The 23829-nt window shown below is 44.2% G+C and carries 23 protein-coding genes; 7 read left to right on the top strand and 16 right to left on the bottom strand.

The window, feature by feature from the left end; genetic code table 11:
- Positions 1-159: 159 nt before the first annotated feature.
- From CVV77_RS14620 to purT, 10 genes are all read right to left on the bottom strand, one after another.
- Positions 160-1047, bottom strand: a complete 888-nt coding sequence (locus CVV77_RS14620) for a helix-turn-helix transcriptional regulator (protein ID WP_100275740.1) — start codon at positions 1045-1047, stop codon at positions 160-162.
- A 109-nt stretch (positions 1048-1156) separates the two neighbouring features.
- Complete coding sequence (locus CVV77_RS14615) at positions 1157-2497, bottom strand: erythromycin esterase family protein (protein ID WP_100275739.1); 1341 nt, start codon at positions 2495-2497, stop codon at positions 1157-1159.
- A 105-nt stretch (positions 2498-2602) separates the two neighbouring features.
- Positions 2603-2881: a hypothetical protein gene (locus CVV77_RS14610; protein WP_019257350.1), complete on the bottom strand. Its 279-nt coding sequence runs from the start codon at positions 2879-2881 to the stop codon at positions 2603-2605.
- Between the two features lie 54 nt (positions 2882-2935).
- Positions 2936-3727: a phosphatidylserine decarboxylase gene (locus tag CVV77_RS14605; protein WP_100275738.1), complete on the bottom strand. Its 792-nt coding sequence runs from the start codon at positions 3725-3727 to the stop codon at positions 2936-2938.
- The gene (locus CVV77_RS14600) at positions 3720-4208 is read right to left on the bottom strand and encodes a DedA family protein (protein ID WP_003241384.1); all 489 of its coding nucleotides are present in this window, start codon (positions 4206-4208) and stop codon (positions 3720-3722) included. The genes CVV77_RS14605 and CVV77_RS14600 overlap by 8 nt, the downstream gene beginning before the upstream one ends.
- Positions 4199-4732, bottom strand: a complete 534-nt coding sequence (gene pssA / locus CVV77_RS14595; protein WP_084993190.1) for a CDP-diacylglycerol--serine O-phosphatidyltransferase — start codon at positions 4730-4732, stop codon at positions 4199-4201. The genes CVV77_RS14600 and pssA overlap by 10 nt, the downstream gene beginning before the upstream one ends.
- Positions 4733-4930: 198 nt before the next feature.
- Positions 4931-5815 (bottom strand): enantioselective carboxylesterase CesB, encoded by an 885-nt coding sequence (cesB, locus tag CVV77_RS14590; protein ID WP_100275737.1) that lies wholly within the window; start codon positions 5813-5815, stop codon positions 4931-4933.
- 171 nt (positions 5816-5986) lie between these two features.
- Positions 5987-6385 (bottom strand): YbfJ family protein, encoded by a 399-nt coding sequence (locus tag CVV77_RS14585; RefSeq protein WP_100275736.1) that lies wholly within the window; start codon positions 6383-6385, stop codon positions 5987-5989.
- Entirely contained in the window at positions 6348-7286 is a 939-nt protein-coding gene (gene mpr, locus CVV77_RS14580; protein ID WP_100275735.1) for an extracellular metalloprotease Mpr, read from the bottom strand. The genes CVV77_RS14585 and mpr overlap by 38 nt, the downstream gene beginning before the upstream one ends.
- Positions 7287-7429: 143 nt before the next feature.
- On the bottom strand, positions 7430-8584 hold the full coding sequence (purT, locus tag CVV77_RS14575) for a phosphoribosylglycinamide formyltransferase 2 (RefSeq protein WP_250622084.1): 1155 nt from the start codon (positions 8582-8584) through the stop codon (positions 7430-7432).
- Positions 8585-8875: 291 nt separating this feature from the next.
- Here purT and CVV77_RS14570 point away from each other — a divergent pair, with 291 nt between their 5' ends.
- The 4 genes from CVV77_RS14570 (at position 8876) to CVV77_RS14555 (ending at position 13362) form a co-directional block, all read left to right on the top strand.
- Positions 8876-9703 (top strand): AraC family ligand binding domain-containing protein, encoded by an 828-nt coding sequence (locus tag CVV77_RS14570; protein WP_100275733.1) that lies wholly within the window; start codon positions 8876-8878, stop codon positions 9701-9703.
- Positions 9700-10620 carry a DMT family transporter gene (locus tag CVV77_RS14565; RefSeq protein ID WP_100275732.1) on the top strand — a complete coding sequence of 307 codons (921 nt, stop codon included), beginning with the start codon at positions 9700-9702 and terminating at the stop codon, positions 10618-10620. Before CVV77_RS14570 ends, CVV77_RS14565 begins: the two co-directional genes overlap by 4 nt.
- Before the next feature lie 69 nt (positions 10621-10689).
- Positions 10690-12870 (top strand): glycoside hydrolase domain-containing protein, encoded by a 2181-nt coding sequence (locus tag CVV77_RS14560; RefSeq protein WP_100275731.1) that lies wholly within the window; start codon positions 10690-10692, stop codon positions 12868-12870.
- 63 nt (positions 12871-12933) lie between these two features.
- Positions 12934-13362, top strand: coding sequence for a hypothetical protein (locus tag CVV77_RS14555; protein ID WP_142397319.1), 429 nt, complete (start codon positions 12934-12936; stop codon positions 13360-13362).
- 33 nt (positions 13363-13395) lie between these two features.
- Here the strand turns inward: CVV77_RS14555 and CVV77_RS14550 are convergent, their stop codons facing one another.
- The 3 genes from CVV77_RS14550 to CVV77_RS14540 form a co-directional block, all read right to left on the bottom strand.
- Positions 13396-14649 (bottom strand): MFS transporter, encoded by a 1254-nt coding sequence (locus CVV77_RS14550; RefSeq protein ID WP_100275730.1) that lies wholly within the window; start codon positions 14647-14649, stop codon positions 13396-13398.
- Positions 14646-15563, bottom strand: a complete 918-nt coding sequence (locus CVV77_RS14545) for a bifunctional helix-turn-helix transcriptional regulator/GNAT family N-acetyltransferase (RefSeq protein ID WP_100275729.1) — start codon at positions 15561-15563, stop codon at positions 14646-14648. Before CVV77_RS14545 ends, CVV77_RS14550 begins: the two co-directional genes overlap by 4 nt.
- Before the next feature lie 91 nt (positions 15564-15654).
- Complete coding sequence (locus CVV77_RS14540) at positions 15655-15903, bottom strand: YbeF family protein (protein ID WP_100275941.1); 249 nt, start codon at positions 15901-15903, stop codon at positions 15655-15657.
- A 283-nt stretch (positions 15904-16186) separates the two neighbouring features.
- Here CVV77_RS14540 and glpT point away from each other — a divergent pair, with 283 nt between their 5' ends.
- Both glpT and CVV77_RS14525 read left to right on the top strand, forming a co-directional pair.
- Positions 16187-17521, top strand: coding sequence for a glycerol-3-phosphate transporter (glpT, locus tag CVV77_RS14530; RefSeq protein ID WP_100275728.1), 1335 nt, complete (start codon positions 16187-16189; stop codon positions 17519-17521).
- Between the two features lie 98 nt (positions 17522-17619).
- Positions 17620-18510, top strand: a complete 891-nt coding sequence (locus tag CVV77_RS14525) for a glycerophosphodiester phosphodiesterase (RefSeq protein WP_100275727.1) — start codon at positions 17620-17622, stop codon at positions 18508-18510.
- Positions 18511-18534: 24 nt separating this feature from the next.
- Here the strand turns inward: CVV77_RS14525 and CVV77_RS14520 are convergent, their stop codons facing one another.
- Together CVV77_RS14520 and CVV77_RS14515 are read right to left on the bottom strand one after the other, a co-directional pair.
- Positions 18535-20163, bottom strand: a complete 1629-nt coding sequence (locus CVV77_RS14520) for a Na/Pi cotransporter family protein (protein ID WP_019257333.1) — start codon at positions 20161-20163, stop codon at positions 18535-18537.
- A 213-nt stretch (positions 20164-20376) separates the two neighbouring features.
- Positions 20377-21996: a glutamate/serine transporter AimA gene (locus tag CVV77_RS14515; protein ID WP_100275726.1), complete on the bottom strand. Its 1620-nt coding sequence runs from the start codon at positions 21994-21996 to the stop codon at positions 20377-20379.
- A gap of 269 nt (positions 21997-22265) precedes the next feature.
- On the opposite strand from CVV77_RS14515, the gene CVV77_RS14510 reads away from it, so the two are divergent.
- Entirely contained in the window at positions 22266-22526 is a 261-nt protein-coding gene (locus CVV77_RS14510) for a hypothetical protein (protein ID WP_003241409.1), read from the top strand.
- 40 nt (positions 22527-22566) lie between these two features.
- Here CVV77_RS14510 and cypC read toward each other — a convergent pair whose 3' ends face one another.
- Positions 22567-23820, bottom strand: a complete 1254-nt coding sequence (gene cypC, locus CVV77_RS14505) for a CYP152 family fatty-acid peroxygenase CypC (RefSeq protein WP_100275725.1) — start codon at positions 23818-23820, stop codon at positions 22567-22569.
- Positions 23821-23829: the final 9 nt, after the last annotated feature.

Raw genomic sequence — 23829 nt, 5'->3', positions numbered from 1 at the left:
CACTCTTACTATATCATACAGGAAAATGCCGCAAAGATGAACATATCCGCACAGACTGATAAAAATATCCAAGCTCTTACAAACCCACGCGGCACAAGGGTTTATTAATAACAAATAGTATTTTCCATTAACTTACTAATAAAAGTAGTTGTCTGAAAACTATTTTTGTAGTTCCTCTTCAAAAGATAAATTTACCGGTTCATCTAAAAGTTCTTCCGGCATTTCAAGGTTTGTTGAAGGAACGCTCTCATCTACCTCTTCAAAAACAACATGATCCATCCACACCTGACCCGGCCCAGATAATTGAACGCCAAAAGATATCACAGCGCTATTTTCAGGGACATCTAAAACGACAGCATAATGATTCCAATTGGTTGTTCCGGTAATAGGTCTGTTGCTCATATTATCAAATTGGAGAACATCATCAGCAGCACTGTCAACCCGCATCCAAAGTGAGGCAAAATGCTGCACTCCTTTTGTTTTGATAAAACTTGATAGACGAAGCCTTTTTCCTAGATAGCGATCTGCTTTGAATTGCTGCATCATCGTCGCAAATTCACCGATATCCTGCACCATCGTTGACTTTAAATATCCTGAAGCTTTTCCCTGATGTACATTTTCCCGGTCAACTCCCATTTCGAATTGGAACGGATGGCTCCCGTTCAATACCCAACCCTTCATTTTTTTCTCCATGTAAGATTCCTCCTTTTTTGAAGTGAAACGCTTCATAAATGTTCGATATGCGCCAGGCGGCATGTGATACAGCTTTTTGAACGTCCTCGTAAATGCTTCTTGAGATTCAAACTGATAATACAAAGCAATATCAATAATACGAAGATCTGTATAAAGCAAAGCTGCCGCTGCATTCGCAAGACGTCTTAACCGAATATAAGAAGCAACCGACATGCCGGCTTCTTTTTGAAAAATCCGATGAAAATGGAATTTTGAAAAGCCTGAAACGTTTACAATATCCTCATTTGATATTTGCTCATGTAAATGTGATTCAATCCAATCGATCGTTTTCTGGACAGCTTTTTCATAATACATTGCACGCTTCAATCTCCTTTCTGTTTTAGAATAATGGATCACGGATTATATGTTTTGATTATTTTTGCGATATGTAAAAACCCCCTGTTATACCACAGGGGGACACTGCTCACTTGATAATGGCAGATGGCGTGATATGCTCCAGCCAAATGACACCGTCATATTGTTCCTTCAGGATCATCTGCTCTTCTTTGTCCCCCCAATAGAGTGCTGTCCGGGGGGTGTACATCCACGAAGTGCCTTTCTTGTTTTTTGTATGGAGAAAATCAACAAAGACAGCTGGATGGTCCGCAGCTTTCAGCAAGGCTTCGAGACTTCCAGATGGCGGCGGGCTTGTGACCGGCATAACGGTCTTATTATCTGAGCTATCCAGACTCGCACCTGAGTAAGCGTAGATTCCAATCGTATATGTTTGTTTTTTCAGCCGCTCCGGCAAATAATCACCCATGTTAGGGCCGTTTAGCTGTACCCAGTCCTTTATCATTTTGGTATTCTGTTTACGAAGATGGTAGTTGTGGCCCCAGACAATGATTTTCTTTTTGGGATAAAGGGTTTCCGCTACCCACTGAAATTGTTCAGCCATCATGCGGTCTCTCATAAAGAATGAAAAATCCTCAATATTCTCCGGATAATCCTCTAGTTTTTCTTTCATTTCTTCCAGCATATACGTTTCCATTACGTTAATTCTCAGCTGAAGGGAATGCATAAACATCTCATAAGCTTTCGGCTCTTTCGGAAGGTGGGCTTTTAGCTCTGAAGCATGTGTTTCAGCGAACTTAATCAGCTGCTGATAGTTTTTCACAAGCTTTTCCTTCTTTTGCGTAAATTCATCAAACGTGTTGCTGTCTGTCAACAATTTAGAAAAGTCATTTTCTGATTGGGAGAGTAGCTCTGCTTTTTCAGGGTCCACCGCTTTTACCCATTGATTTGCAGCATCATTGAATGAATTCTTCATGCTTTGAATATCAAATCCCGTAAGGATAAGCGGATCGCCTTTCTCTTTTTGCTCTTTCATGTAATCAAACAGTTCAACGACATCTTCTGTGTGCCAAACAGCGTAAATGGAGTTTTTCATCGTGCTTTTAGAGGTTAGTTGGTCCATATTAAGGTAGGATGCATTTGTATCGGGCAAACCAGACTCAAAGGCCAATACATCGTATCCCAGTTCTTCGTGGAGGTATTTGATCATGCGGACCTTTGTTGCATTAATTTCGCCAGCGCCATGTGTGGTTTCTCCTAACTGAACGATTCGTTTTCCTTTCAGCACCTTCTTGAGAAAGCGAAGGTCTTTGTTTGAGGCATCGGAAGAATCCAGTGGATGTGCATGTCGTTCAATCCAGCGTTCCCAATGTTTTTCTTCAGAAGCAGCACGGGCTGAGGCTGAAAAAGAAGAAAACACAAAACATACAATCAGCAGCGGCAGCGTCATTTTCATTATCATTCGTTTCAATTCTATCTCTCCTTTTCTTCTGGGCTCTCTAGTAGTTACGAGATAGATATAGAAAAAGTTTCCTTTATTCGTCAATAAAAAAAAGCTTCTCTACTGAAAGAAGCTTTAGTTGGATCCTCTCATCACTTGATGAATGTAAAACCGATACGTATTTCGTAAAAATGTTTCAACCGGAAGCTGCACATCCGCTTGGTATTTGCTGATGATGAACGGAAACCGCTCGATTCCTTTCTCACGCAAATTGCTCGCTTGCTCTTCATCTGTTGCCTTCTCTTGCAGAACCGCTTCAACGATCGGCCAGCACGCTTCCCGCAGTTGTCTCAGGACGGCTTCGTCTCCGGTGTTCTGATAATCTGTGATCCAGCTGATGATTTGTTTCTCCATGAGTTTCACCTTTCTTCAAAAAAAGAGGCGCTGCGTTTACGCTAGCTCCTCTTTTTACTCTTCGTAACCTATCAGTTCTCCGACTTGGACTTCTTGGCCTTCTGTTAAATTGGCGGAAGGCTGGAACGCGTCTTTTTCAAAAATCAAAATGACGGTTGAGCCGAATGAAAAGTATCCCAGCTCCTCGCCGATCTCCAGCTCGTCCCGTGTACTCGTCTGCACGATAGAATTAATATTCATCGCACCGACAGGAATCATCAGGACACTTCGGCTGCCGCCATTCAGCTCGTACACAAACCGGTAATTTTTCGACAAGACATCTTTTCCGTATTTCAGCCCTAATTGATTGACCGGGTATGAGCGATTTCCAAGCTCGGCCAGCTTTTGATACCTGCAGCTGATCGGGGAATGGAAACGGTGATAATGCCGCGGGCTTAAATACAGAACGACAAAGTACCCGCCGTTGAATTGATGGTCTGCGCTTTTACAGCCGGTCAGCTCAGCGAATGAGTAATCTTTTCCCTTTACCGTAAAGGTTTGATTCGGGTTGATTTTTCCCACTGTCTGAACCACCCCGTCAACAGGGCTGACTACCGCATGAGCCTCTTTTGACACCGGGCGCCGCTCCAAATTAATATGTCGAATGAACAATTCAGACAGCGAACCATAATCAGCGGCCGTACCATTTACATCATCCCAATTTAGCCGAAAATGTTTTGAGAAAAGCGGAATGACCGGTTTGCTGATTTTAGACTCGCAAAATCCTTTAATCAGATAGGATGACAGACGATGATTCGTCAGCTCTATCAATGATCGATACAGAATCTTTACAGCCGTATTAAACATGAATAATCCCTATAACCCTTCCGATTGTAATAAAAATAAAGCACCATAAAAAGGCGCCGATTGCCGCAAACACAATATACGTTTTCAGCTCCATTTTGCCGATTCCCGAAAAGTAGCATGTCACATGTCTGACGCCGGGAATAAAATAACCTAAAATAAGTGAATATGGACCGTATTTCTTCATCCATTTTTCCACTTTCATCATTCTCTTTTCCTTCAATCCAACCCACTTGCCGTACTTGTCGATAAACGGGCGCCCGGCTTTTCTGCCAATCATGTAGCTGATCAGCATACCTAACAAAGCCCCGAAAAAGCTGATCAATATTGAAAGCTCATAATTCAGCACGTCAGTATGTGTGAAGTAACCGACGACGGTCATCATTACTTCATCTGGAATCGGCAACCCAACGATCCCCAAAACCAGCATCAAAAAAATAGCGAGATAACCGTAATCCGCTATGAGCTGCTGAACTAATTCCATCTCTCGGACTCCAGGTTTTCTGCCGCATGTTTTTTAAAGTGAGGAAATTTGATTTTACTCACCATTAAATATGAAAGTCCGCAAGTCCCAATTGCCAGCAGGATCGGGTTATAGACGAAGCTTAGAATAACGAGACACATACCCGCAAATGGAATCGGCATTCCGATAAAGGTCGGAAGCTTGCTTTGCTCAATGTTAAATTTAGAGAGGCGAAGCATTCCGCAAATGCTGTACGTCAATGCGCATAAGATCCCGACAAATGGAAGGGCGTACAATGCGACACTGTAAGCAAGCATAGAAGGAGCCACGCCAAACGTAACGAGATCGGCAAACGAATCCAGTTCTTTTCCCATATCAGAAACGGCATTCAGCTTACGTGCAGCCATTCCGTCAAAGAAATCAAGAAACATACCGGTAAAAATGAAAAGCACTGCTGAGTGAATGTTGTGATATAACAAGGAATGAATCGCCAGCAGTCCGCAAGTAAAATTTCCTATCGTAATCATACAGGGGATATAATTCACAGTGTAACCAAACCTCCAATTGTAAAACCATCTATATCATTCGACGATATGGATCGAATAGCGTTACAGGAAAAATTTTCTCTATTAAGCATAATAACATAGAATGCCCCCAAAAAAGCAGCACTCAAATTCTATTATTATACAACATTTGTTACCTTTTGAACAATGAATGCCATTCTTTTCATGTTTCTGACAATTTTATTCCTCGCTTAAAAAGGACAAGACACGTTGATTGACGTACTCTGCCTGCTCCAGAGATAACAGATGTCCGGCGTTCTTCACAATTTCTGCCTGAATTCCCGGCACCAATACCGAAGCCCGTTCTAAAGCCATTTGCTGATGGTACATCACCTCGTGCTCCCCGAACATCAGCAATATCGGGACCGCAATCGATTTCAATTCCCGGTCTGTGAACACATATGGAAAGCCATTTTCTGTCGGCTTCAGGCTTCTTTGTTCATCCTGCCACTCCACACCCGCCACAATTTGTTTTTGCAGCAGAGGATGCAGATCATAACGGCTATCCGTAATCCACTTGATATATGCCTCAGCCCCCCTTGCCCCTATAAGCCCCGCAGCGTATTTATAGACATCCGGATGAAATGATATAAACGCTTCAGCAGGACTCATAACAACTGCCCGCTCTACTCTTTCAGGCGCTTGAAGCAAGAAATTCACGATATGGGACCCGCCAAGCGAAAGGCCGGCCAGATGTGCCGTCTGAAGTCCGAGCGAATCAAGAACGTCTTTCAGCCAGACTGCGCAATCAACTCTGTTATCCAGAGGAGCTGATGGTATACTTTTATTTTTGTCTCCTATTATATCGACCGCATATGTACGATAATGACTGCTCCACGCCGCAATATTCGGATACCACATAGCAGAGCTGAAGAGCCCTCCGTGAAGCAAAACGAGCGACGGTGCGTCCTTTGGCCCACTTGCAATGATATGTGTTTTTCCAAAACGAGTAGAAACATAGAATGCTTCCGACTCAATCGGCCACAAAGAAAGGCTTTGATCATATGCCTGGTAAAAGCGAAGGTCGCTTTTTACCGCGGCAAGCTGCATCGAATCTTGTGTCATCTTCTTCTTTTTCCTCCGGGTTGATTGATATAAAATAAAGGATAATACCCCTTTTGTCTCATAAGAAAAAATGCCTATTTCTTATTATCTCATATTATAAATTTCCAGTATATAGCTTGGCTTCCTGTGAAAATAAAAAAAGGCAATTTCCCTTAAAATCAGGAAAACCGCCTATTCTTTGAAAACTAAAGGAATAACCTTATCTTTTTTATCCTCTGTTAATGAGATGTGATGGGTTACTGATTTTTCACTCTTCGTCAATGCGACGGAGTAGTCACCTTTTTTGCCGGTGTCCCATTTGATGTCTCCGTTTTTGTCTGTTTTACCGAGTATCTCGCCAATCTCTGTACTCGGCTCCTGGTCTGAGGCCGGTGCTTTAACGATCGTCACTTGAACCCCTTCGACCGGCAGCCCCTTGGCATCCTCCACATGAAGTGTAACAGGAATAGCCGTTTCTTTCTGAGCAGAATGCGTCTGTGAACTGCATCCGCATAAAAACAAAATAGATATGAAAATGGCTAGTTTGCTGTATTTATTGATTTGCCCAATATTGAATATTGTTGAATACATCGTTCGTCACCCTTGTTCCCAAGTTATATGACGATCCCCCGTTCGTGTGAATCGCAATAGCTGTCTGCCCTGTATCACTGTAGTTTCGATAAACTGGCGAGCCGCTTTGGCAACCGTACGTATCAGTTGTATAGGTCAGCTTATACGTTTCAGCGGAACGAATCGGCTTTGTACCAGACCACATCGTGCCAAACGTCTTGTCACACGGGAACCCTGTCACTGACGAGGAAAGGCCCACGGGACTGCTGCTGTTTGTTGTCCGATAGCCGTACCAGCCAACCGTGTTTCCAGGAGAACCGTTTAATTTAACAGCTCCGTAATCATAATTGGTATTTTTGCTTTCCGTCCATCCTTTGACGGAGTAAAACATCGTGCCAGAATAAGTTCCGTATGGATATGACGAATCATTGCGTCCCGGCGCGGCGGTTATCGACGAAGCCCATCCGTGATCCTGGCTGTACACACAGTGTCCAGCCGTTACGACTGTATTCGGATTGACTAAAAATCCGGTACATCCATAAGTGCTTGAGGTGTTGGGATACTTGATTGACAGTTGAACAGTTGCTCTGTAAGGAAAAGACGTAGTACTGGAGATTCTAGTGCGTTCATCGGTTCCGATGATACTTGAAGGCTGTAAGGATTTAATGTTTTTTTCCAGTTCCGTTTGGCCGTATACCGATTTACTTGTTTTCCCGGTTCCCTCATAAGGGGCGGAAACCTGTTCTGCTTTTGACGTTTGGTTTTTCTTGACATCAGCTTCTTTACCGGTGTTGGAAACAGAAGTTTGCGGGTTCTCTGCCGCTTTTGCCGGTACTCCGATAGATACCGCAGCTGCCAAAGCCAAACACAAAACCGTTAAGTAAGCAAAGCATTGTTTTCTGAATGTTGAAACTAATTTCATTTTGTCATCTCCCTCCTTTTGTGTCAACCACCCTTATTGATGGAAGACTTTTACATTATAATCAGGTTTCTGATTCTTATGATAAAACTTTTATGGAGGATGAAAAAAAACAGGCCTTGTCGAAGACAAGGCCCGCTCAAATTTTATTTTATAGATAGCTGATCCAACGCCTTCTTTGCGTTCTCTCTCGCTGTTTCAACTGTATCAGCCGCAGAAAGCGCAACCGCCATACGGCGTCCGGCTTTCGTTATCGGCTTACCAAATACGCGAACTTGTGTCTTCGGAACTGCCAGTGCGTTTTCCAGTCCTTCAACAGTGTAATCCGCTGATTCTTTCGGTGCTTTGAGGGGCCGGCTGGCGCCAGGAGAAAGCTGTGTGATTTCTGTAATCGGAAAGCCGAGAATCGCACGAACATGCAGCGCAAATTCTGACAAATTTTGCGTCACCAGCGTGACAAGGCCCGTATCATGCGGACGAGGTGATACCTCACTGAAATACACCTTATCTTTCGCAAGGAACAGCTCAACGCCAAACAGGCCGTATCCGCCAAGCTCATCTGTAATGGCTTTCGCAATATGCTTCGCTTCTTCCATTTGCTGTTCTGTCATATGATGAGGCTGCCATGATTCGATATAATCTCCGTCCTTTTGCACATGACCAATCGGCTCGCAAAATGTCGTGCCGTTTACCGCACGTACGGTTAAGAGCGTAATTTCTGATTCGAATGGAATAAACTCCTCAACGATCACGCGGCCGTTTTTCACCCTTCCGCCTTCCATCGCCGTCTCCCAGCAGCTCTCTAAATCTGCTTCAGAGCGGCACACGCTTTGGCCTTTTCCAGAAGAACTCATCAATGGTTTAACGACACAAGGGAAGCCGATCTGAGCTGCCGCTTGTACAAATTCCTCATATGTATTCGCGAATTCATAGCCAGCGGTCGCAAGTCCGAGCGTTTCCGCCGCTAGCCGTCTGATGCCTTCACGGTCCATCGTCAGCTTCGCCGCACGCGCATTCGGAATGACGTGAAACCCTTCCTCTTCAAGCTTCAGCAATTCATCCGTCGCAATGGCCTCAACCTCAGGCACAATCAAATCCGGCTTTTCTTTCTCAATAATGGTTCTGATCTGTTCGCGGTCCAGCATATCAACGACATAGCTGTTATGCGCGACCTGCATCGCCGGAGCATGCTTGTAACTGTCAACCGCCACCGTCTGTACCCCAAGACGCTGGGCTTCAATCACTACCTCTTTTCCTAACTCACCTGAACCTAACAATAAAACCTTCTTTGATTGATACATCTTTGCCCCTCCTATCTGTTTCCCAACCATTATAACTGAAATATTCGAAAAATAAATTTTTATTAAAAAGACAAAATAATAACGGCCTTAATTTGTATCTTGAGCAAAAAATATTCACAAGTGTTGTGCAGATAAAGTTATTATTGAAGAATAAAAATCTTTGCATTCTTAATCGAAAGCAGACCAATAACGGGTCTGCTTTCTCTATTCCAAACAGCAACATCATACAAGAAATCCCTAAAAATCATGCTACACTTAACCCAAGACCACCACACCGACAGGAGGCATCCCATGCAAAACGAAACCCGAACACTGCAACTTGACCCGCATCTTCATATAGAAGCCTACCGCTTCAAGGGGATTATGCAAAAATTCCCGAACCACTTCCACGATTATTATGTGATTGGCTTTATTGAAAAAGGACAGCGGTATCTGGCCTGCCAAGATCAAGAATATATCATCAATCCAGGTGATCTTCTCCTCTTTAACCCCCGTGACACGCATAGCTGTGAGCAGATTGACGGGCAGACGCTTGATTATCGGTGTATCAATGTGATGCCGGATGTTATGGAGAAGGCAGTGGAAGAGATTACTGGCGCCGGGCATCTCCCTTATTTCTCCAAGCATGTGTTATTCCGCCACGAGCTGACATCCAGCCTGCAGGAATTGCACATTCTGATTTCCGAGGAAAAGCAGGCTTTGCGCAAGGAGGAGCTGTTTCTTCATTTGCTGGAAGAGCTGATCCGCCGTTATTCAGACGTCACGTTCCTCAACAGCATTCCGGAACCATCCGACGAAGTCAAAATGGTTTGCGGATTTCTAGAAAAACATTACGCTGAGAACGTTACGCTCAATGATTTGAGTGAATTAACAGGATGGAGCAAATATCATTTATTGCGTTCATTTACAAAACAAAAAGGAATTACGCCTAATAGCTACCTGGAGACAATCCGGATTAATCAAGCGAAAAAACTCCTTGAACAAGGGGTAAGACCGATCGATGCGGCATTTCAGACAGGATTCAGCGATCAAAGCCATATGACGAAGTTTTTCAAACGGCAGGTGGGGCTGACGCCGAAGCAATACATGAAGATTTTTGAAAAGGAGCTTCAAAGATGAGCACACAAAGAGAAACGGCCGGGCATACCGCAGCCATTGTGACCATTGTGATTTGGGGGACGACCTTTATTTCGACAAAGGTGCTGCTGGCTGATTTTACGCCAATGGAAATATTATTTTACCGGTTTTTGATGGGCTTTATTGCTCTTATTCTCGTACGTCCCAAAATGATTCCATTCAAAAACTGGCGGCATGAGCTGTTATTTGCCGGGGCAGGTTTATTTGGCGTAACACTTTACTTTTTATTAGAAAATATAGCCCTTACGTATACATACGCTTCAAATGTCGGCATGATTGTGTCCATTATCCCGATGATTACTGCTGTACTGGCTCACTTTCTGCTTGAAGGCGAAAAATTGCGGCTGACTTTTTTCATTGGATTTGGGGCAGCACTGATCGGGCTTTTATTGATTACGTTCAACGGCAATGTCGTACTGCGTCTGAATCCGTTCGGAGACATCATGGCAGTCGGTGCCGCTCTCGTGTTTGGAGGCTACTCGATTTTCATGAAAAAATTAAGCGCGTACGATTATCACATCATCGAGCTGACACAGAGAGTGTTTTTGTACGGTTTGTTGTTTATGGTTCCCGCTTTATTTTTGTTCGACTTCCATTTTGACCTGAGCCGATTTTCATCCGCTTCAAATGTACTCAATATGCTCTTTCTCGGCATCGGTGCTTCCGCCCTGTGCTTCGCCACATGGAATTACTCAGTCAGTGTGCTCGGGGCCGTCAAATCCAGCGCGTATATTTACATGGTCCCGGTCATCACAATCGCCGCTTCCATCCTGATCCTGCACGAAAACATGACATGGATCGCTCTTCTGGGAGGTGCGCTTACACTTTTAGGCCTCTACATTTCAGAGCTGAAACCGAAGGCGAAGCTGATGGAGAACGGATGTAAAATGGATGCTTAACGGCATCCATTTTTTATTTTGTCCTACGTTTGCCACCTATAAATGAACGCGATCTAAGGAGGAATTGAAATGGTTGATGAAATGGTCTTAATCACACAGCAGTGGCTGAACGAAACGTACAGCGGCAAACACGGGTATAACCCAGTAGAAGAAAGCGGGAAAACTGGGTGGGATACAATCTACGGTCTGACTCGTGCGCTTCAAATTGAACTGGGTATCTCGGAGCCGGCTGATAACTTCGGACCGACAACACAGCGCTTATTTAAGCCCCTTAAACGCCAAGCTCCAGATTCAGAACCAAGCAACATGAATTTTATTTTACAGGGTGCTTTATGGTGCAAAGGCTTTAACCCTGGCGGTTTTACAGGCGTCTTTTACGAAAAAACAGAAAATGCGGTGAAAGAATTTCAGAAAGCTGCAGGACTGACAACACAGGATGGGATTGTCACCACGTTGATCATGAAAGCCTTATTGGACATGAGCGCTTTTAAGCTAGTGTCTGGGGGCGATTCAAGAATCCGTCAGATTCAACAAAACTTAAACCGGGACTACAATGACTATATCGGTTTAATGCCTTGTGACGGACTGTATGCCCGCGATACCAACAAGGCCCTTATTTATGCTTTGCAAAAAGAAGAAGGCATGAGCACAAGTGTCGCCAATGGATTTTTCGGAAACGGCACAACAAGCTTATGCCCTACTTTAACTCCCGGTGATTCAAGAACAGGCTTTGTTTTAATTGTGCAGTACGCCCTTTATTGCAATGGAAAATCATTCGATCCTGGTGAGTTTGACGGCAAATATGGCGTCGGTGTTGTTTCAGCCGTTAAAGCATTTCAAGCGTTCATGTGCCTGCCTCAAACAGGTTATGCCGACATGCCAACCATCAAAGCTTTATTATCAAGCTCAGGAGACACAACACGGACCGCTTCTGCTTGTGACACTGCTACAATAATAACAGCAGAAAAAGCTCGGACACTGCGGAATAACGGTTATAAAACAGTTGGAAGATATTTGACCGGAAATGTGCGGACAAGCAATGGCCTTACTTCGAAGGCCCTGACGTCTAAAGAACTTTCAGTTATTGTTGATGCCGGATTAAAGGTTTTTCCAATTTATCAAGACGGTGGCTATGAATCTTCTTATTTTGTAAAAGACCAAGGCACAAGAGATGCATACAGCGCTGCTTCAGCGGCTCGAAGATTAGGTTTCCCGTCAGGCACGACCATTTATTTTGCCGTCGACTTTGATGCATACGATTATGAAGTGACCGATAAAATCATCCCTTATTTTCAAGAGATTAAGTCAGCATTTACAAAAATGCAGACATTTTCAACCGCACCTAAATATGAAATTGGGGTTTACGGACCCAGAAACATTTGTATCCGCACATCAGAAGCAGGACTGACAAAATATAGTTTTGTGGCAAATATGTCAACTGGATTTAGCGGCAATCTCGGTTATCCGATGCCAAATAACTGGGCCTTTGACCAATTTTATGAAGGAACAATCGGAAGCGGCTCTGGAAGCATCGGGATTGATAAAGACGGATTTTCAGGAAGAGACTCAGGTGCAAGCAATGTAAATCCGCCGTCTGATCCGGTATATGATGCAAGACTGCGTACACTGACAGACATTGTATCTACCATTCCAGCTTTAGAAAATCTAACAAGTCTGGCAAACGCGATGTTTGAATTCGATACGACAGAAACCATTTTTACATCACCGGAGTTGGATATCATTCTATCCACTTCACTTCTGGCAACCATCCCAAGTGAAGGATCACCAAATACAATTACCATTACAAATGGTAAACCAGGTGCCTATATCACGGGTTTATTGGGTGACACACAAACGTCTCTCACTGCGTCACAAATTGACTCTTATCAAAACCTTTTAAACAGTCTCAGCTTATCAGTTCGGAATGGTTATCTGGAGGTTTATGTAAATCCAACCGCCCAATCGTTAAATATTCAAGTTAAAATCTATACCCCTGATATTCCAGTAGGTGACAGTGCCACAACTGGACTTACGACTACGATTACGTTTAAAATAAAACAGAAGCACTTTACTTTACCAGATACTGAGGAAGTCTACTCACCAGATTGGGATACTATTGTCAACAACATGGTTGTGGCAGGTACAGGTATCTTGATTGTTGCTGGGATTGGTGCTTTAGTATTAACGGTAGGCCCTGAAATGGGAGCTGCTGCAGTACTCTTCCGTACATTTTTAGCACTTTTTAAATAATATTGTTTCTCCATGAGTCCTTTAGGGATTCATGGAGTTCTTCTTAAAAAAGGGGTATACTGTATGAAAAGTAATATACATAAGTATCAGGAAATCACGAAGAAAATAGAAACCGAATTGCATCCAATCGCCCAAAATGACAATGATTTACTTTCTTACTTAATGAAACAAGACTCTCTCACACTCAACCAAATGAAAGTGTGTTTAATTGAACCACAACTCACATTCAAACACACTGTCAAAATCATATTTACAGTGACATTAATAACGTTGTATATTTATTTTTTCAGTTCTCATTATAATGATTTAATAGAAATGGGAGTACAAATGTTTTTTGTATTAATTGGCCTTATCTGGGTATTTGGTGTTTTCCCATTTTCAAGAAAAGTTCAAATCTCTGAGCGCTTCAAACAAAAATCCGAAAACACCCGCATTGTCGGAATGATTGACTTCGTATTAGAACAAAAATACAAAAAAAGCATCTCTGAATAATCCCAACATCAGAGATGCTCCTTCTTCCTCTCTTTACACCTTCTCCACCACAGCCGCACTGTCACGTGTGACCGCCGCGGGCTCCCTAAGCATCGCATTCATCACGCTCGCCAGCACGAGCATCCCAATCGACAAATAAAAAGCCAGTGTATACTCACCCGTTACAGTATAGATGACGCCGGGCACGTACGCGCCGAGTGCCGAGCCGATTTGATGGGCGAGTGACAGCCAGCCGATCATGAGGCCGATCGAGTAGTTTTGAAAGTACTGGGTGGCGAGCATCTGAGTCGGTGCTACCGTTGCGAAGTCCACTAATCCAAACAAAATGGCAAAGGCTAACAGCAAGTAGGGCTCGTGGCTGTAAATCAGAATCACGATCGACAGCGCGCGCACCGCATATAAAAAGCACAGGATTTTCCGGCTGCTCCACCGGTCCGCTACAATTCCGGACAGTAAGATGCCAGCGATATTAAAGCCGGCGAGCAGACTGACAGCCGCACTTGTGACTGTCGTTGAAAAGCCGTGATCGTGAGAAAAGGGAATCAAATGGGTATCCATCAGCCCAACGGTCGTAAATCCGCAAATCAAAAACGGCAAAATCAAAAACCAGAATTGCTTCATGCGAAACATCCCAGTCACTGAAAGAGCTGTTGTTTCTGGTGCTGTTTCTTTTTCCTCATCAGCCAGCCCGCCTATTGGCTCTGCATTCTTTTCTGAAGGATTATTCCGCAACAGCAGCAGTGCAGCCGGAAAGACAATCACCATTAACAGCAACCCCAACACCACAACCGTCAGCTTCCAGCTAAACCAATGGATCAGCATGAGTGAGCCGGGAACGAGAAGCATTTGCCCAGCGCCAAAGCCTGCTTCCATGATCCCAAAAGCTAGTCCCCGCTTTTTGCTGAACCAATTGACGACCAATACACTTGCAGCCACATTCGACGCTCCGCCAACGCCAAGCGAGACACCCAGCCCATAAAGCAGAAACAGCTGCCAAGGCGAAGTGACAAAGTATGTTAAGAAAATGCTGACTCCTGTCAGTAACGCACTCCATGACAAAACTGCCCGAGCACCCCATTTGTCCACAAGCCGCCCGATCACAGGCTGTGATATGCCATAAACAATAAAACTCAGCGTAGAAATCAGCGAGATGGTGCCTCTATCCATTGAAAACTGCCGTTCCCATGGCTCCACAAATGCACCAAACGACAGACGCACGCCCTGAACGGCCAATAAGATCAAAAAGGTGACGGACACGATGATCCAAGCATAGTGCAGTCTTTTCATGACAGCTCCAGATCCCACCGTTCTTCTGTCAGACGCTGTCCCCATAATGGCGCTTCTTTTTTCACTTCACTTACCCTGAATCCAAACTTTTCGTAGAGCGGACGAGCCTCAGCCATGGTGCTCACCGTCCAAAGGAAAATGCGTTCAAACTTCATTTCTCGGCAGTATGCAAGTAGATGCTCCATTAATTGAGTGCCGAGCCCTCTGCCTCGAAAAGCGGCATCAACCAGGAACCATCTGAGCTGCACTGTCTTTTCATCATGTTTGACCAACCCGACACACCCGGCAAATTTCCCGCCGCTTTCCGCGATCCATATGTTTTCGATTTCCGCATCAAAGGTCTCATGAAGATAAGCTAAAAACGTGTCGTCCCAGCCATGAGCCTCCGCATAAAAGTGTCTCTGTTTTTCGATGAGAAGCTGAAGATCATCCGAAAGAAAATAATCTCTAATCGATATGTCTGGCGTTCTGGAAGAAAGCGACTGTGAAAGGATCGCTTCAATCTCTGCCATCGCTTCCGCAAGCTTGTGCTGGTCCTTTTGGTCAATTTCATTCAGCATCAGTTCCACTTGTTCGTTGGCTTTCTCCTCCAGCTTTTTATAAATCGTTTTCCCCGTTTCCGTGACATAAATATAATGGTGGCGGGCGTCATCTTTGCTCCTTTGTTTATAGATCAAATCTTCTTTTTCAAACTGTTTCAAAATCCTGCTGACATATCCCCGGTCAAGCCCAAGCTTATCCTGAAGGGCTTTTGCCGTACAATGAGGCGTATTATAAATCTCAAATAAAATCCGTGTTTCTGTTAAGGAAAACGGGCTGTCGTAAATGTGCTCATTAAGGAAGCCAAGAACATTTGTGTAGAATCGATTGAACTTTCTGAATTTTAGTCCGACAGTTGATTCGCTGGTTTTCAAACTCATCCCCACTTTCTTATATCGTTGATTAAGTCAATTATAATCAAATATAGTTGCCATAGTCAACGATATGTTAGAAAGTGGGGCATTTTCATTTTCCTGAAGCTTTTCTTTTCCTGATCACAATCAATGTGATATAGGATAAAGCCAGCGAAACCAAGCTATAGACAACAACCCACCCTAAAAATGATTCGTTAAAAATGGTAAAAGTGAGCACTAACGAAATAAGAAGACTAAGCAAAGGCATGAGATACACGTTTTTACAAACACAAGTCCCGGCAACCGATATCAATATAATCCCTAACGGTAAAATACCGAATGCAATATCTAATTCATCCACCTGCAACAGCCTCCCTCCAAATTTTTATGCTGCCTGCAAAAAAACATAACCGCAATAAGTAAGAAGAATTTTAAAATCCAATTTGAAAATTACCCGTTTACATTCACTCCGGACTATGATAATTTAAGAAAGCGCTATCACGATAAGTTAATAGCTTGGATGGAGATGAGGAGAGCCAGGAATCAATCCCCTTTTTAACAAGGGGTGTTTTCTGGCTCTTTTTATTTTTCAGAAAGGAGGCACACCACACATCCAGCACAAACAGCAAAGGAGGATGATTTTGATGTTTCAAATATTTAAACCGGCTCCTCATATTGAGAGACTGGATGATTCAAAGACGGATGCGGCTTATAAAAGACTGAGGCTGCAAGTATTCATTGGTATTTTCATCGGCTACGCAGGCTACTACCTGCTGCGGAAAAACTTTGCCTTTGCCATTCCTTATCTGCAGGAACAGGGGTTTTCAAAAACAGAACTGGGCTTAGTGCTGGCCGCTGTGTCGATTGCGTACGGATTCAGCAAATTTATTATGGGCATGGTGTCTGATCGCTGTAACCCAAGGTATTTTCTCGCGACAGGCTTATTTTTATCAGCAATTGTTAATATCCTTTTCGTTTCAATGCCTTGGGTGACTTCGAGCGTCACCATCATGTTTATCTTTATGTTTATCAACGGATGGTTTCAAGGAATGGGCTGGCCGCCATGCGGAAGGACGATGGCCCATTGGTTTTCCATTAGTGAACGCGGCACCAAAATGTCGATCTGGAATGTCGCCCATAACATAGGCGGCGGAATTCTCGCACCGCTTGTCACTCTTGGCATCGCGATGTTCGTGACTTGGAAAAGCGTGTTTTTCTTCCCTGCCATCATTGCCATTATCATTTCATTTTTGATTGTTTTATTGGTGCGCGATACACCTCAATCTTGCGGACTTCCGCCAATTGAAGAGTATCGGAATGACTATCCAAAACACGCTTTTAAAAATCAGGAAAAAGAATTAACAACAAAAGAAATTCTTTTTCAATATGTACTGAACAATAAATTTCTTTGGTACATCGCGTTTGCCAATGTATTTGTTTATTTCGTGCGGTACGGCGTGGTTGACTGGGCGCCTACTTACTTAACAGAAGCCAAAGGCTTTTCTCCTGAAGACTCGCGCTGGTCGTATTTTCTTTACGAATACGCCGGCATACCGGGAACAATCTTGTGCGGATGGATCAGTGACCGATTCTTCAAAAGCCGCCGGGCACCGGCAGGCGTTTTGTTTATGGCGGGCGTTTTCATTGCCGTATTGGTGTACTGGCTGAATCCGGCCGGCAATCCGCTGGTAGACAACATCGCCCTGATCAGCATTGGCTTCTTAATCTACGGACCTGTTATGCTGATCGGCCTGCAAGCGATTGATCTCGCGCCCAAAAAAGCAGCCGGAACTGCAGCCGGTTTGACCGGATTTTTCGGATACATTGGCGGATCGGCCTTTGCCAACGCCATTATGGGCTTTGTCGTTGACCGGTTTGATTGGAACGGCGGCTTTATTATGCTGATCTCTTCCTGCATTCTTGCTATCGTCTTTTTAGCTATGACGTGGAATACAGGAAAACGGGCTGAGCACGTTTAAGAAAGAAACATAAAAGATTAATAGTTTTCCAACACGCCGTTTACAACTGTTTTTTAATATGAAAGACAGGTACTGCCTATCTATAAGGAGGAGAAATCATGCGAAAAAATAGAATACTGGCCCTGGTTCTTCTGTCGCTGGGCTTACTCTCATTTATGGTAACACCAGTGTCGGCAGCATCAAAAGGAAACCTGCTGTCACCTGACCGTATCCTGACGGTTGCACACAGAGGGGCTTCCGGATATGTGCCTGAGCACACGATCCTGTCTTACGAAACCGCTCAGAAAATGAAAGCAGACTATATTGAACTGGATCTGCAAATGACAAAAGACGGCAAATTGATTGTCATGCATGATGAAAAACTGGACCGCACCACAAACGGAACGGGCTGGGTGAAAGACCATACGCTTGCAGACATTAAGAAACTTGACGCAGGTTCTTGGTTTAATGAAGCCTATCCGGAAAAAGCAAAGCGAAAGTACGCCGGCCTTAAAGTTCCTACATTAGACGAAGTATTAAACCGTTTCGGAAAACACGCGAACTACTACATTGAAACAAAATCGCCTGACACCTACCCAGGCATGGAAGAAAAACTGATCACTTCTTTACAGAAACATAAATTACTAGGCAAACATGCTAAGCCCGGCCAAGTAATCATTCAATCGTTCAGCAAAGAAAGCCTGGTAAAAATCCATCAATTACAGCCAAACCTGCCGACCGTTCAATTGCTGGAAGCCAAACAAATGGCGTCAATGACAGATGCTGACCTGGAAGAAATCAAAACATACGCTGTCGGCGCGGGTCCGGATTATAAAGCACTGAATGCTGAAAACGTCAGCATGATCCGCAGCCACGGCCTACTGCTCCATCCTTACACAGTCAATACAGAAGCAGATATGCGCCGCCTGCTTGACTGGGGAGTGACAGGAGTGTTCACAAATTACCCTGATGTCTTCCAGCACGTTAAAAAAGACTACAAAAAAGCTTAGAATCCTAGGATTCTAAGCTTTTTCTTATTGATTTTCACCAATAACCGCTTCAGCAATATTCACCGCATGATCTCCGATACGCTCCAGGTTGCTGATCATATCAACAAAGACGATGCCTGCTTGTCCAGTGCACAGCCCTTCATTCAGACGGATAATATGCTTTTTTCGAAGCTTCCGTTCCATTTTGTCAATATCATCTTCTTTTTCAATGACTTGTTCAGCTATCTTCACATCATTGTGGTGCAATGCTTCCATAGACGCCTTCACAGTAGAAATCGTCAAATCCATCATTTCCGTTAAATCCGCCATGGCAGATTCAGTGATAACCACACGATGCGCCTGCTGATATTCAATCAGTTCAATCACATTTTCGAAGTGGTCGCCGATTCTTTCAATGTCTCTGACGGTGTCCATCAGCATATGGTGCTCCTCAGACTCGTGCTCTGAGAGAGAACTTGAAGAAAGCTCGATCAAATAATCGGTAATTTTCCGGTCAAGATTGTTAACCGCATCCTCTATCTGATAAGCATTCGCCGCGTATTTTGTCTGTTTTGTCACTAAAAACTGTTTTGTAACCTCCAGCCCCTGCACCGCAAAGTTCCCCATTTGCAGCACTTCTTCTTTTGCTTGTCCGAGAGCAATAGATGGAGATTGCTCGATAAAAATCGGATCAAGATGTGACTTGTATTCCACCATTGAATCCTTGCCCGGAATCAGCTTTGTTACGATCAAAGCCAATAACCCGACAAAAGGAAGCTGTATAATCGTATTGGTTGTATTAAAGATTCCGTGTGCGAAAGCAATCGTCATCTTCGGATCAAGCCCCATCGAAGTCTGAAGCGATAAGATTAGTGCTGTAAACGGTTTAAGCAAAATCAGGAAAATCGCTGTTCCGATAAGGTTAAACAGCACATGAGTAGCCGCTGCACGTCTCGCTGCAACAGATGCGCCAAGAGACGCAAGCACCGCTGTGATCGTCGTCCCGATATTATCCCCGAATAACACCGGCAGCGCGCCGTTAATATCAATCAGCCCATCTGAAAATAAACCTTGCAGGATACCAATCGTGGCACTGGAACTTTGCACGAGAACCGTAAACAAAGTCCCAATGACAACACCCAGAACCGGATTGGTGCTCATACTAACAGTTAAATCATGAAAGGCCTCAAGTGAACGGAGCGGTTTCATGCCGCCGCTCATTAGCTCCAGCCCATAAAACAATGCCCCGAACCCAAACACAATCTGGCCCGCATTTTGCACATTTTTATGCTTAAAGAAAAACAGTAAAAATCCGCCGACAGCAATAATCGGCAATGCATAGGCCCCTATGTCAATTCCGATAATAAACGCAGTAACCGTTGTTCCAATATTGGCTCCCATAATGACGCCAATGGCCTGGCGAAGCGTCATAAAGCCTGCACTGACAAGCCCTACAGTGATAACCGTTGTTCCGGAACTGCTCTGAATCAAAACCGTCACAATGATCCCTGCCAATACGCCCATCAGTGGATTGCTTGTAAAACGGTCTAAAATATTTCTTAATCTATCTCCAGCCGATTTCTGAAGTCCGTCTCCCATGAACTTAATCCCAATCAGGAAAATACCAAGACCCCCGAGAAACTCAAACAGTAATGTTTGTACATCAATCGCCAACGCTTTCACCTCTGTCTCGACATATTCAGCAAAACTCCCTACGATTATGTTTCAAGTTCATATGATTGTAAATGAATCCCCGGACAAATTTACACTAACTTAACAATGGGCCTTTTAAGTCCAAACCACATTTACATTGGTGTAACATTTTGCGCCTGACAATGACCAAATCGGCACAAAAAAACCTTGCGCCCACAGCGCAAGGTTTTTCATTTATTCTTTTCCAGCAGCAGCTTCTGACTGTCCGTTAAACAACTGAGAATTAATCTCTTTCGCATCCTTTAAGTATTCTGTCTGATAGCCGCTCTTCAGCGCCCACACATAGAATACAAGTGATACAACCGCAATCAGAACCATATCCCAGCCGTAATGAATGACATTCAGGCCGCCGAATTTATCACTGCCCAAATAAGATATAAACATCATGACCAGCAGATAAAACACCATCCAGACGCCGGCCTTAAAGTTTTGGCCAAACCCTTTCCAGTTCGCCTTCGCCTGATAATAGAAATAAATTGGAAGACCGATCAGGATAATAAACAGAACCTGTCCTGTTAACGGCCAGCGTGCCCAATACAGCACCAGCGACGCAAAGATAAACCCAAGCGGCGCAATCACACTTAAGCCTTTTAAACGAAGAGGCCTGTAAAGGTCTTTCCCCGTCCGTCTCAAAGTCATTACTGTAATCGGGCCGGTGATATACGAAATTAACGTGGCGACAGAAATAATTTCCGCTAACACGCCCCACCCTCTGAACAGGAACAAAAAGATGAACGAAACAATCAAGTTAAAAAACATCGCTTGGCGCGGAACGCCGTAAATCGGATGAAGCTTCCCGAATATACTCGGCATGTATTTGTTTTTCTCCATTCCGTAAATCATGCGGGACGTTGTCGCTGTATACGTAATCCCTGTGCCAGACGGTGACACAAACGCATCCGCATACAACACAATGACAAGCCAGTTAATATTCAGCGCAATCGCCAAATCAGCAAAAGGAGAATTAAAATTCAGATGGCTCCAGCCGTGAGCGATATCAGAAGGATTCACCGCTCCGATGAAGGCTACCTGCAGCAGTACATAAATCACTGTCGCAACGATTAGGGAGCCGACAACCGCAATCGGAATCGATCTTCCCGGATTTTTCGCTTCACCCGCCATATTGATCGGACTTTGGAAACCGTTAAATGCAAAGACGATACCGGAAGTTGCAACAGCCGTCAGCACACTCGCCCAGCCATTCGGCGCAATGCTTTGACCGGCCGTAAAGTTTTCTCCGTGAAACCCAACAAACAGCAAAGCACCAATTGTCAGACCCGGAATAATGATTTTAAAAATCGTAATGAATGAATTCGCTTTGGAAAATAGATTGACTGTCCAGTAGTTCAGCAGAAAATAAATGAGAAGCAATACAGAGGCAAATGCGAGTCCTTCCCCAGTCAGCGTTCCATTCTTCACTAAACCGCTTGTCCATTTCGCCCATTCCCAAGGCCACGAGCTCATATATTGAACAGAGGCCACCGCTTCAACCGGAATAACGGACACAATCGCAATCCAGTTGGCCCAGCCTGCGATAAATCCGATAAACGAACCGTGTGAATATTGCGTATATTTTACCATTCCCCCGGCTTCAGGGAACATAGAACCTAATTCACTGTAAGAAAGAGCAATAAATAAAATCACGACCATTCCAATAATCCATGAAATAATAGCAGCTGGTCCTGCTATTTGGGCCGCACGCCAAGCCCCAAACAGCCAGCCTGAACCGATCATCGATCCGAGCCCGACCATCATGAGGGAAAACGTTCCCATTCTTCGATGCAATTGATTCATATCGTAAACACCTTTCATGTATGATGACATTATCTTGCCAATTATATTATTATTCTGATTACTTCACTTTGTCAATATTTATCGAATTGTGGCTTATAATGATAATAAGTCAATGTATATTACCTTCCAATACAGGAATGAAGTCACTAGCTTTCTTTCTAAATGGAATTTACTTCAAATATTAATAATAAAAACACAATAGGTTTAGCCATAAGCAAAACGGGAATGATACAGGAAACACTACTCTTACAATAGAAAGGAGTATTACCATGAAACAAAAGCTGTTACTTTCAGGTCTCGCTGTTTCAACCGTAGGCATCACTTCTTATCTATTAAAAGACCCGTCAAATCGCCAAAAGGCAAGAGAATTCATTCACAGCATGAAAATGAAAATGACCAAACAGCCAGACATGGACACGTTTCCAGTCGATAAAGCAGGACACCCGCACCCGGAAGATATCGAAGACAACAAAATGGTATCAGAAGGCTCCATGTATCCCGTCCAATACTATGATGAAAAAAAGAAGTAAACAAAAAAGCTCTCTTCATAAAGAAGGGAGCTTTTTTGATTTAACTCTTCCGTCTAATGCCGCTCATCACAAAACCGCTTTCAGGCAATGACGGCATTCTGGCAAGACTGTAATGCAGCGATTGTTCCGGCACGTCGTATTCAATCTGATTGACGAGAAAATCCAGGCTCGCTTTCATGACTTCAATTGTAATGCCTTCCCCTGGACAGCGATGGCCTTTCTCGGCGTGCCCCCCGCCTTGAGGAATCAAATCAAACGGATTTTCCTCCCGCTCCGCAAATCGCTCCGGCCGAAATTCTTCAGGATGATCCCATAAGCGAGGATCGTGATTCGTTCCATAAACATCAAGCAGTACCGATGTGCCCTTCTTAAACTCACAGTTATTCCATTCAAAGTCCTTTTTGACAAGCGCCCCTACAAACGGGCCAAACGGATAATATCTGCGGACCTCCTGCACAAACATTTCTCTTTCCCGGCTGCTTCCAGACCGCAGCCATTCCTTATACTTCGGATGTTCATGAAGCGCCAAAGCTGAAAACACAAGAAAGTAAGAAATAGCAACAATAGGCCTCAGTACATTCATCAGCTCAATGGCTGCCATTCGGGAATCCAGCTGGCTTCCATCTTCTTGTGTGTGAAAAGCCATCTCATGCAGTGCTGTTCCGGCAGATGTTTTCAGCAAGCCGGCACGAACATCTTCAATCATTCTTTCAATCCACTCTTCCGCACGCGGCCTTGCTCGTCTTCCCTTCCAATGCCGCGGCCCCACAGCACCAAACGCGTCGACCATATCAATGAAGTCATCTGCCCGCTCTTTGACTTCCGTTTCCTTCAGCGGAACACCTGCCCAATAGCACGCAACCCGGCATAGAATTTCTTTTGCTTCTTCAAATAACACAACCTGATCTGCCTTCTCCCATCTCGTGACTGCCGCTTCCCACTCCTCTGTCATCAGCTCAGCCAGCCGCTTTTGATGCAGCGGTGTCATTAATGATAGAAAAAGCATCTTCCGATGGATATGTGCGGTACCATCCATCGTCTGAATCGCATTTACGCCAAACAGCGTTTTCTGCACCCTCTTAGGCACAGCGTTCTGCCGCTGAAACCGCTCAGTATCATAAAACACCTTCGCGGCCTCAGCACCGGTCATGCATATAAAGGTTTTTCCCATTAAACGAGCCTGAAACAGATCTGATTGATAGCGCTCTGTTCTGTTTTTAATAAACAAATATCCTTCCTGCATCAGCGTCAGGCTGTTGTCGAGACTTTTGTCATGCGGAATCTGCTCATTCATTCGCTTACC

Source organism: Bacillus sp. SN1 (assembly GCF_002796895.1).
GTDB classification, from domain to species: Bacteria; Bacillota; Bacilli; order Bacillales; family Bacillaceae; genus Bacillus; species Bacillus inaquosorum.
Note: the sequence above shows the minus strand (reverse complement) of the source record. Positions and strands in the feature narration are given on the sequence as shown.

Coding starts and splice junctions, on each gene's coding strand:
- purT (WP_250622084.1), bottom strand. CDS start 8,584: ATGTATCAATCAAAGAAGGTTTTATTGTTAGGTTCAGGTGAGTTAGGA.
- glpT (WP_100275728.1), top strand. CDS start 16,187: ATGTTTCAAATATTTAAACCGGCTCCTCATATTGAGAGACTGGATGAT.
- cesB (WP_100275737.1), bottom strand. CDS start 5,815: ATGACACAAGATTCGATGCAGCTTGCCGCGGTAAAAAGCGACCTTCGC.
- CVV77_RS14525 (WP_100275727.1), top strand. CDS start 17,620: ATGCGAAAAAATAGAATACTGGCCCTGGTTCTTCTGTCGCTGGGCTTA.
- CVV77_RS14555 (WP_142397319.1), top strand. CDS start 12,934: ATGAAAAGTAATATACATAAGTATCAGGAAATCACGAAGAAAATAGAA.
- CVV77_RS14605 (WP_100275738.1), bottom strand. CDS start 3,727: ATGTTTAATACGGCTGTAAAGATTCTGTATCGATCATTGATAGAGCTG.
- CVV77_RS14515 (WP_100275726.1), bottom strand. CDS start 21,996: ATGAATCAATTGCATCGAAGAATGGGAACGTTTTCCCTCATGATGGTC.
- CVV77_RS14620 (WP_100275740.1), bottom strand. CDS start 1,047: ATGTATTATGAAAAAGCTGTCCAGAAAACGATCGATTGGATTGAATCA.
- cypC (WP_100275725.1), bottom strand. CDS start 23,820: ATGAATGAGCAGATTCCGCATGACAAAAGTCTCGACAACAGCCTGACG.
- mpr (WP_100275735.1), bottom strand. CDS start 7,286: ATGAAATTAGTTTCAACATTCAGAAAACAATGCTTTGCTTACTTAACG.
- CVV77_RS14560 (WP_100275731.1), top strand. CDS start 10,690: ATGGTTGATGAAATGGTCTTAATCACACAGCAGTGGCTGAACGAAACG.
- CVV77_RS14600 (WP_003241384.1), bottom strand. CDS start 4,208: ATGGAATTAGTTCAGCAGCTCATAGCGGATTACGGTTATCTCGCTATT.
- CVV77_RS14585 (WP_100275736.1), bottom strand. CDS start 6,385: ATGTATTCAACAATATTCAATATTGGGCAAATCAATAAATACAGCAAA.
- CVV77_RS14610 (WP_019257350.1), bottom strand. CDS start 2,881: ATGGAGAAACAAATCATCAGCTGGATCACAGATTATCAGAACACCGGA.
- CVV77_RS14570 (WP_100275733.1), top strand. CDS start 8,876: ATGCAAAACGAAACCCGAACACTGCAACTTGACCCGCATCTTCATATA.
- CVV77_RS14550 (WP_100275730.1), bottom strand. CDS start 14,649: ATGAAAAGACTGCACTATGCTTGGATCATCGTGTCCGTCACCTTTTTG.
- CVV77_RS14510 (WP_003241409.1), top strand. CDS start 22,266: ATGAAACAAAAGCTGTTACTTTCAGGTCTCGCTGTTTCAACCGTAGGC.
- CVV77_RS14565 (WP_100275732.1), top strand. CDS start 9,700: ATGAGCACACAAAGAGAAACGGCCGGGCATACCGCAGCCATTGTGACC.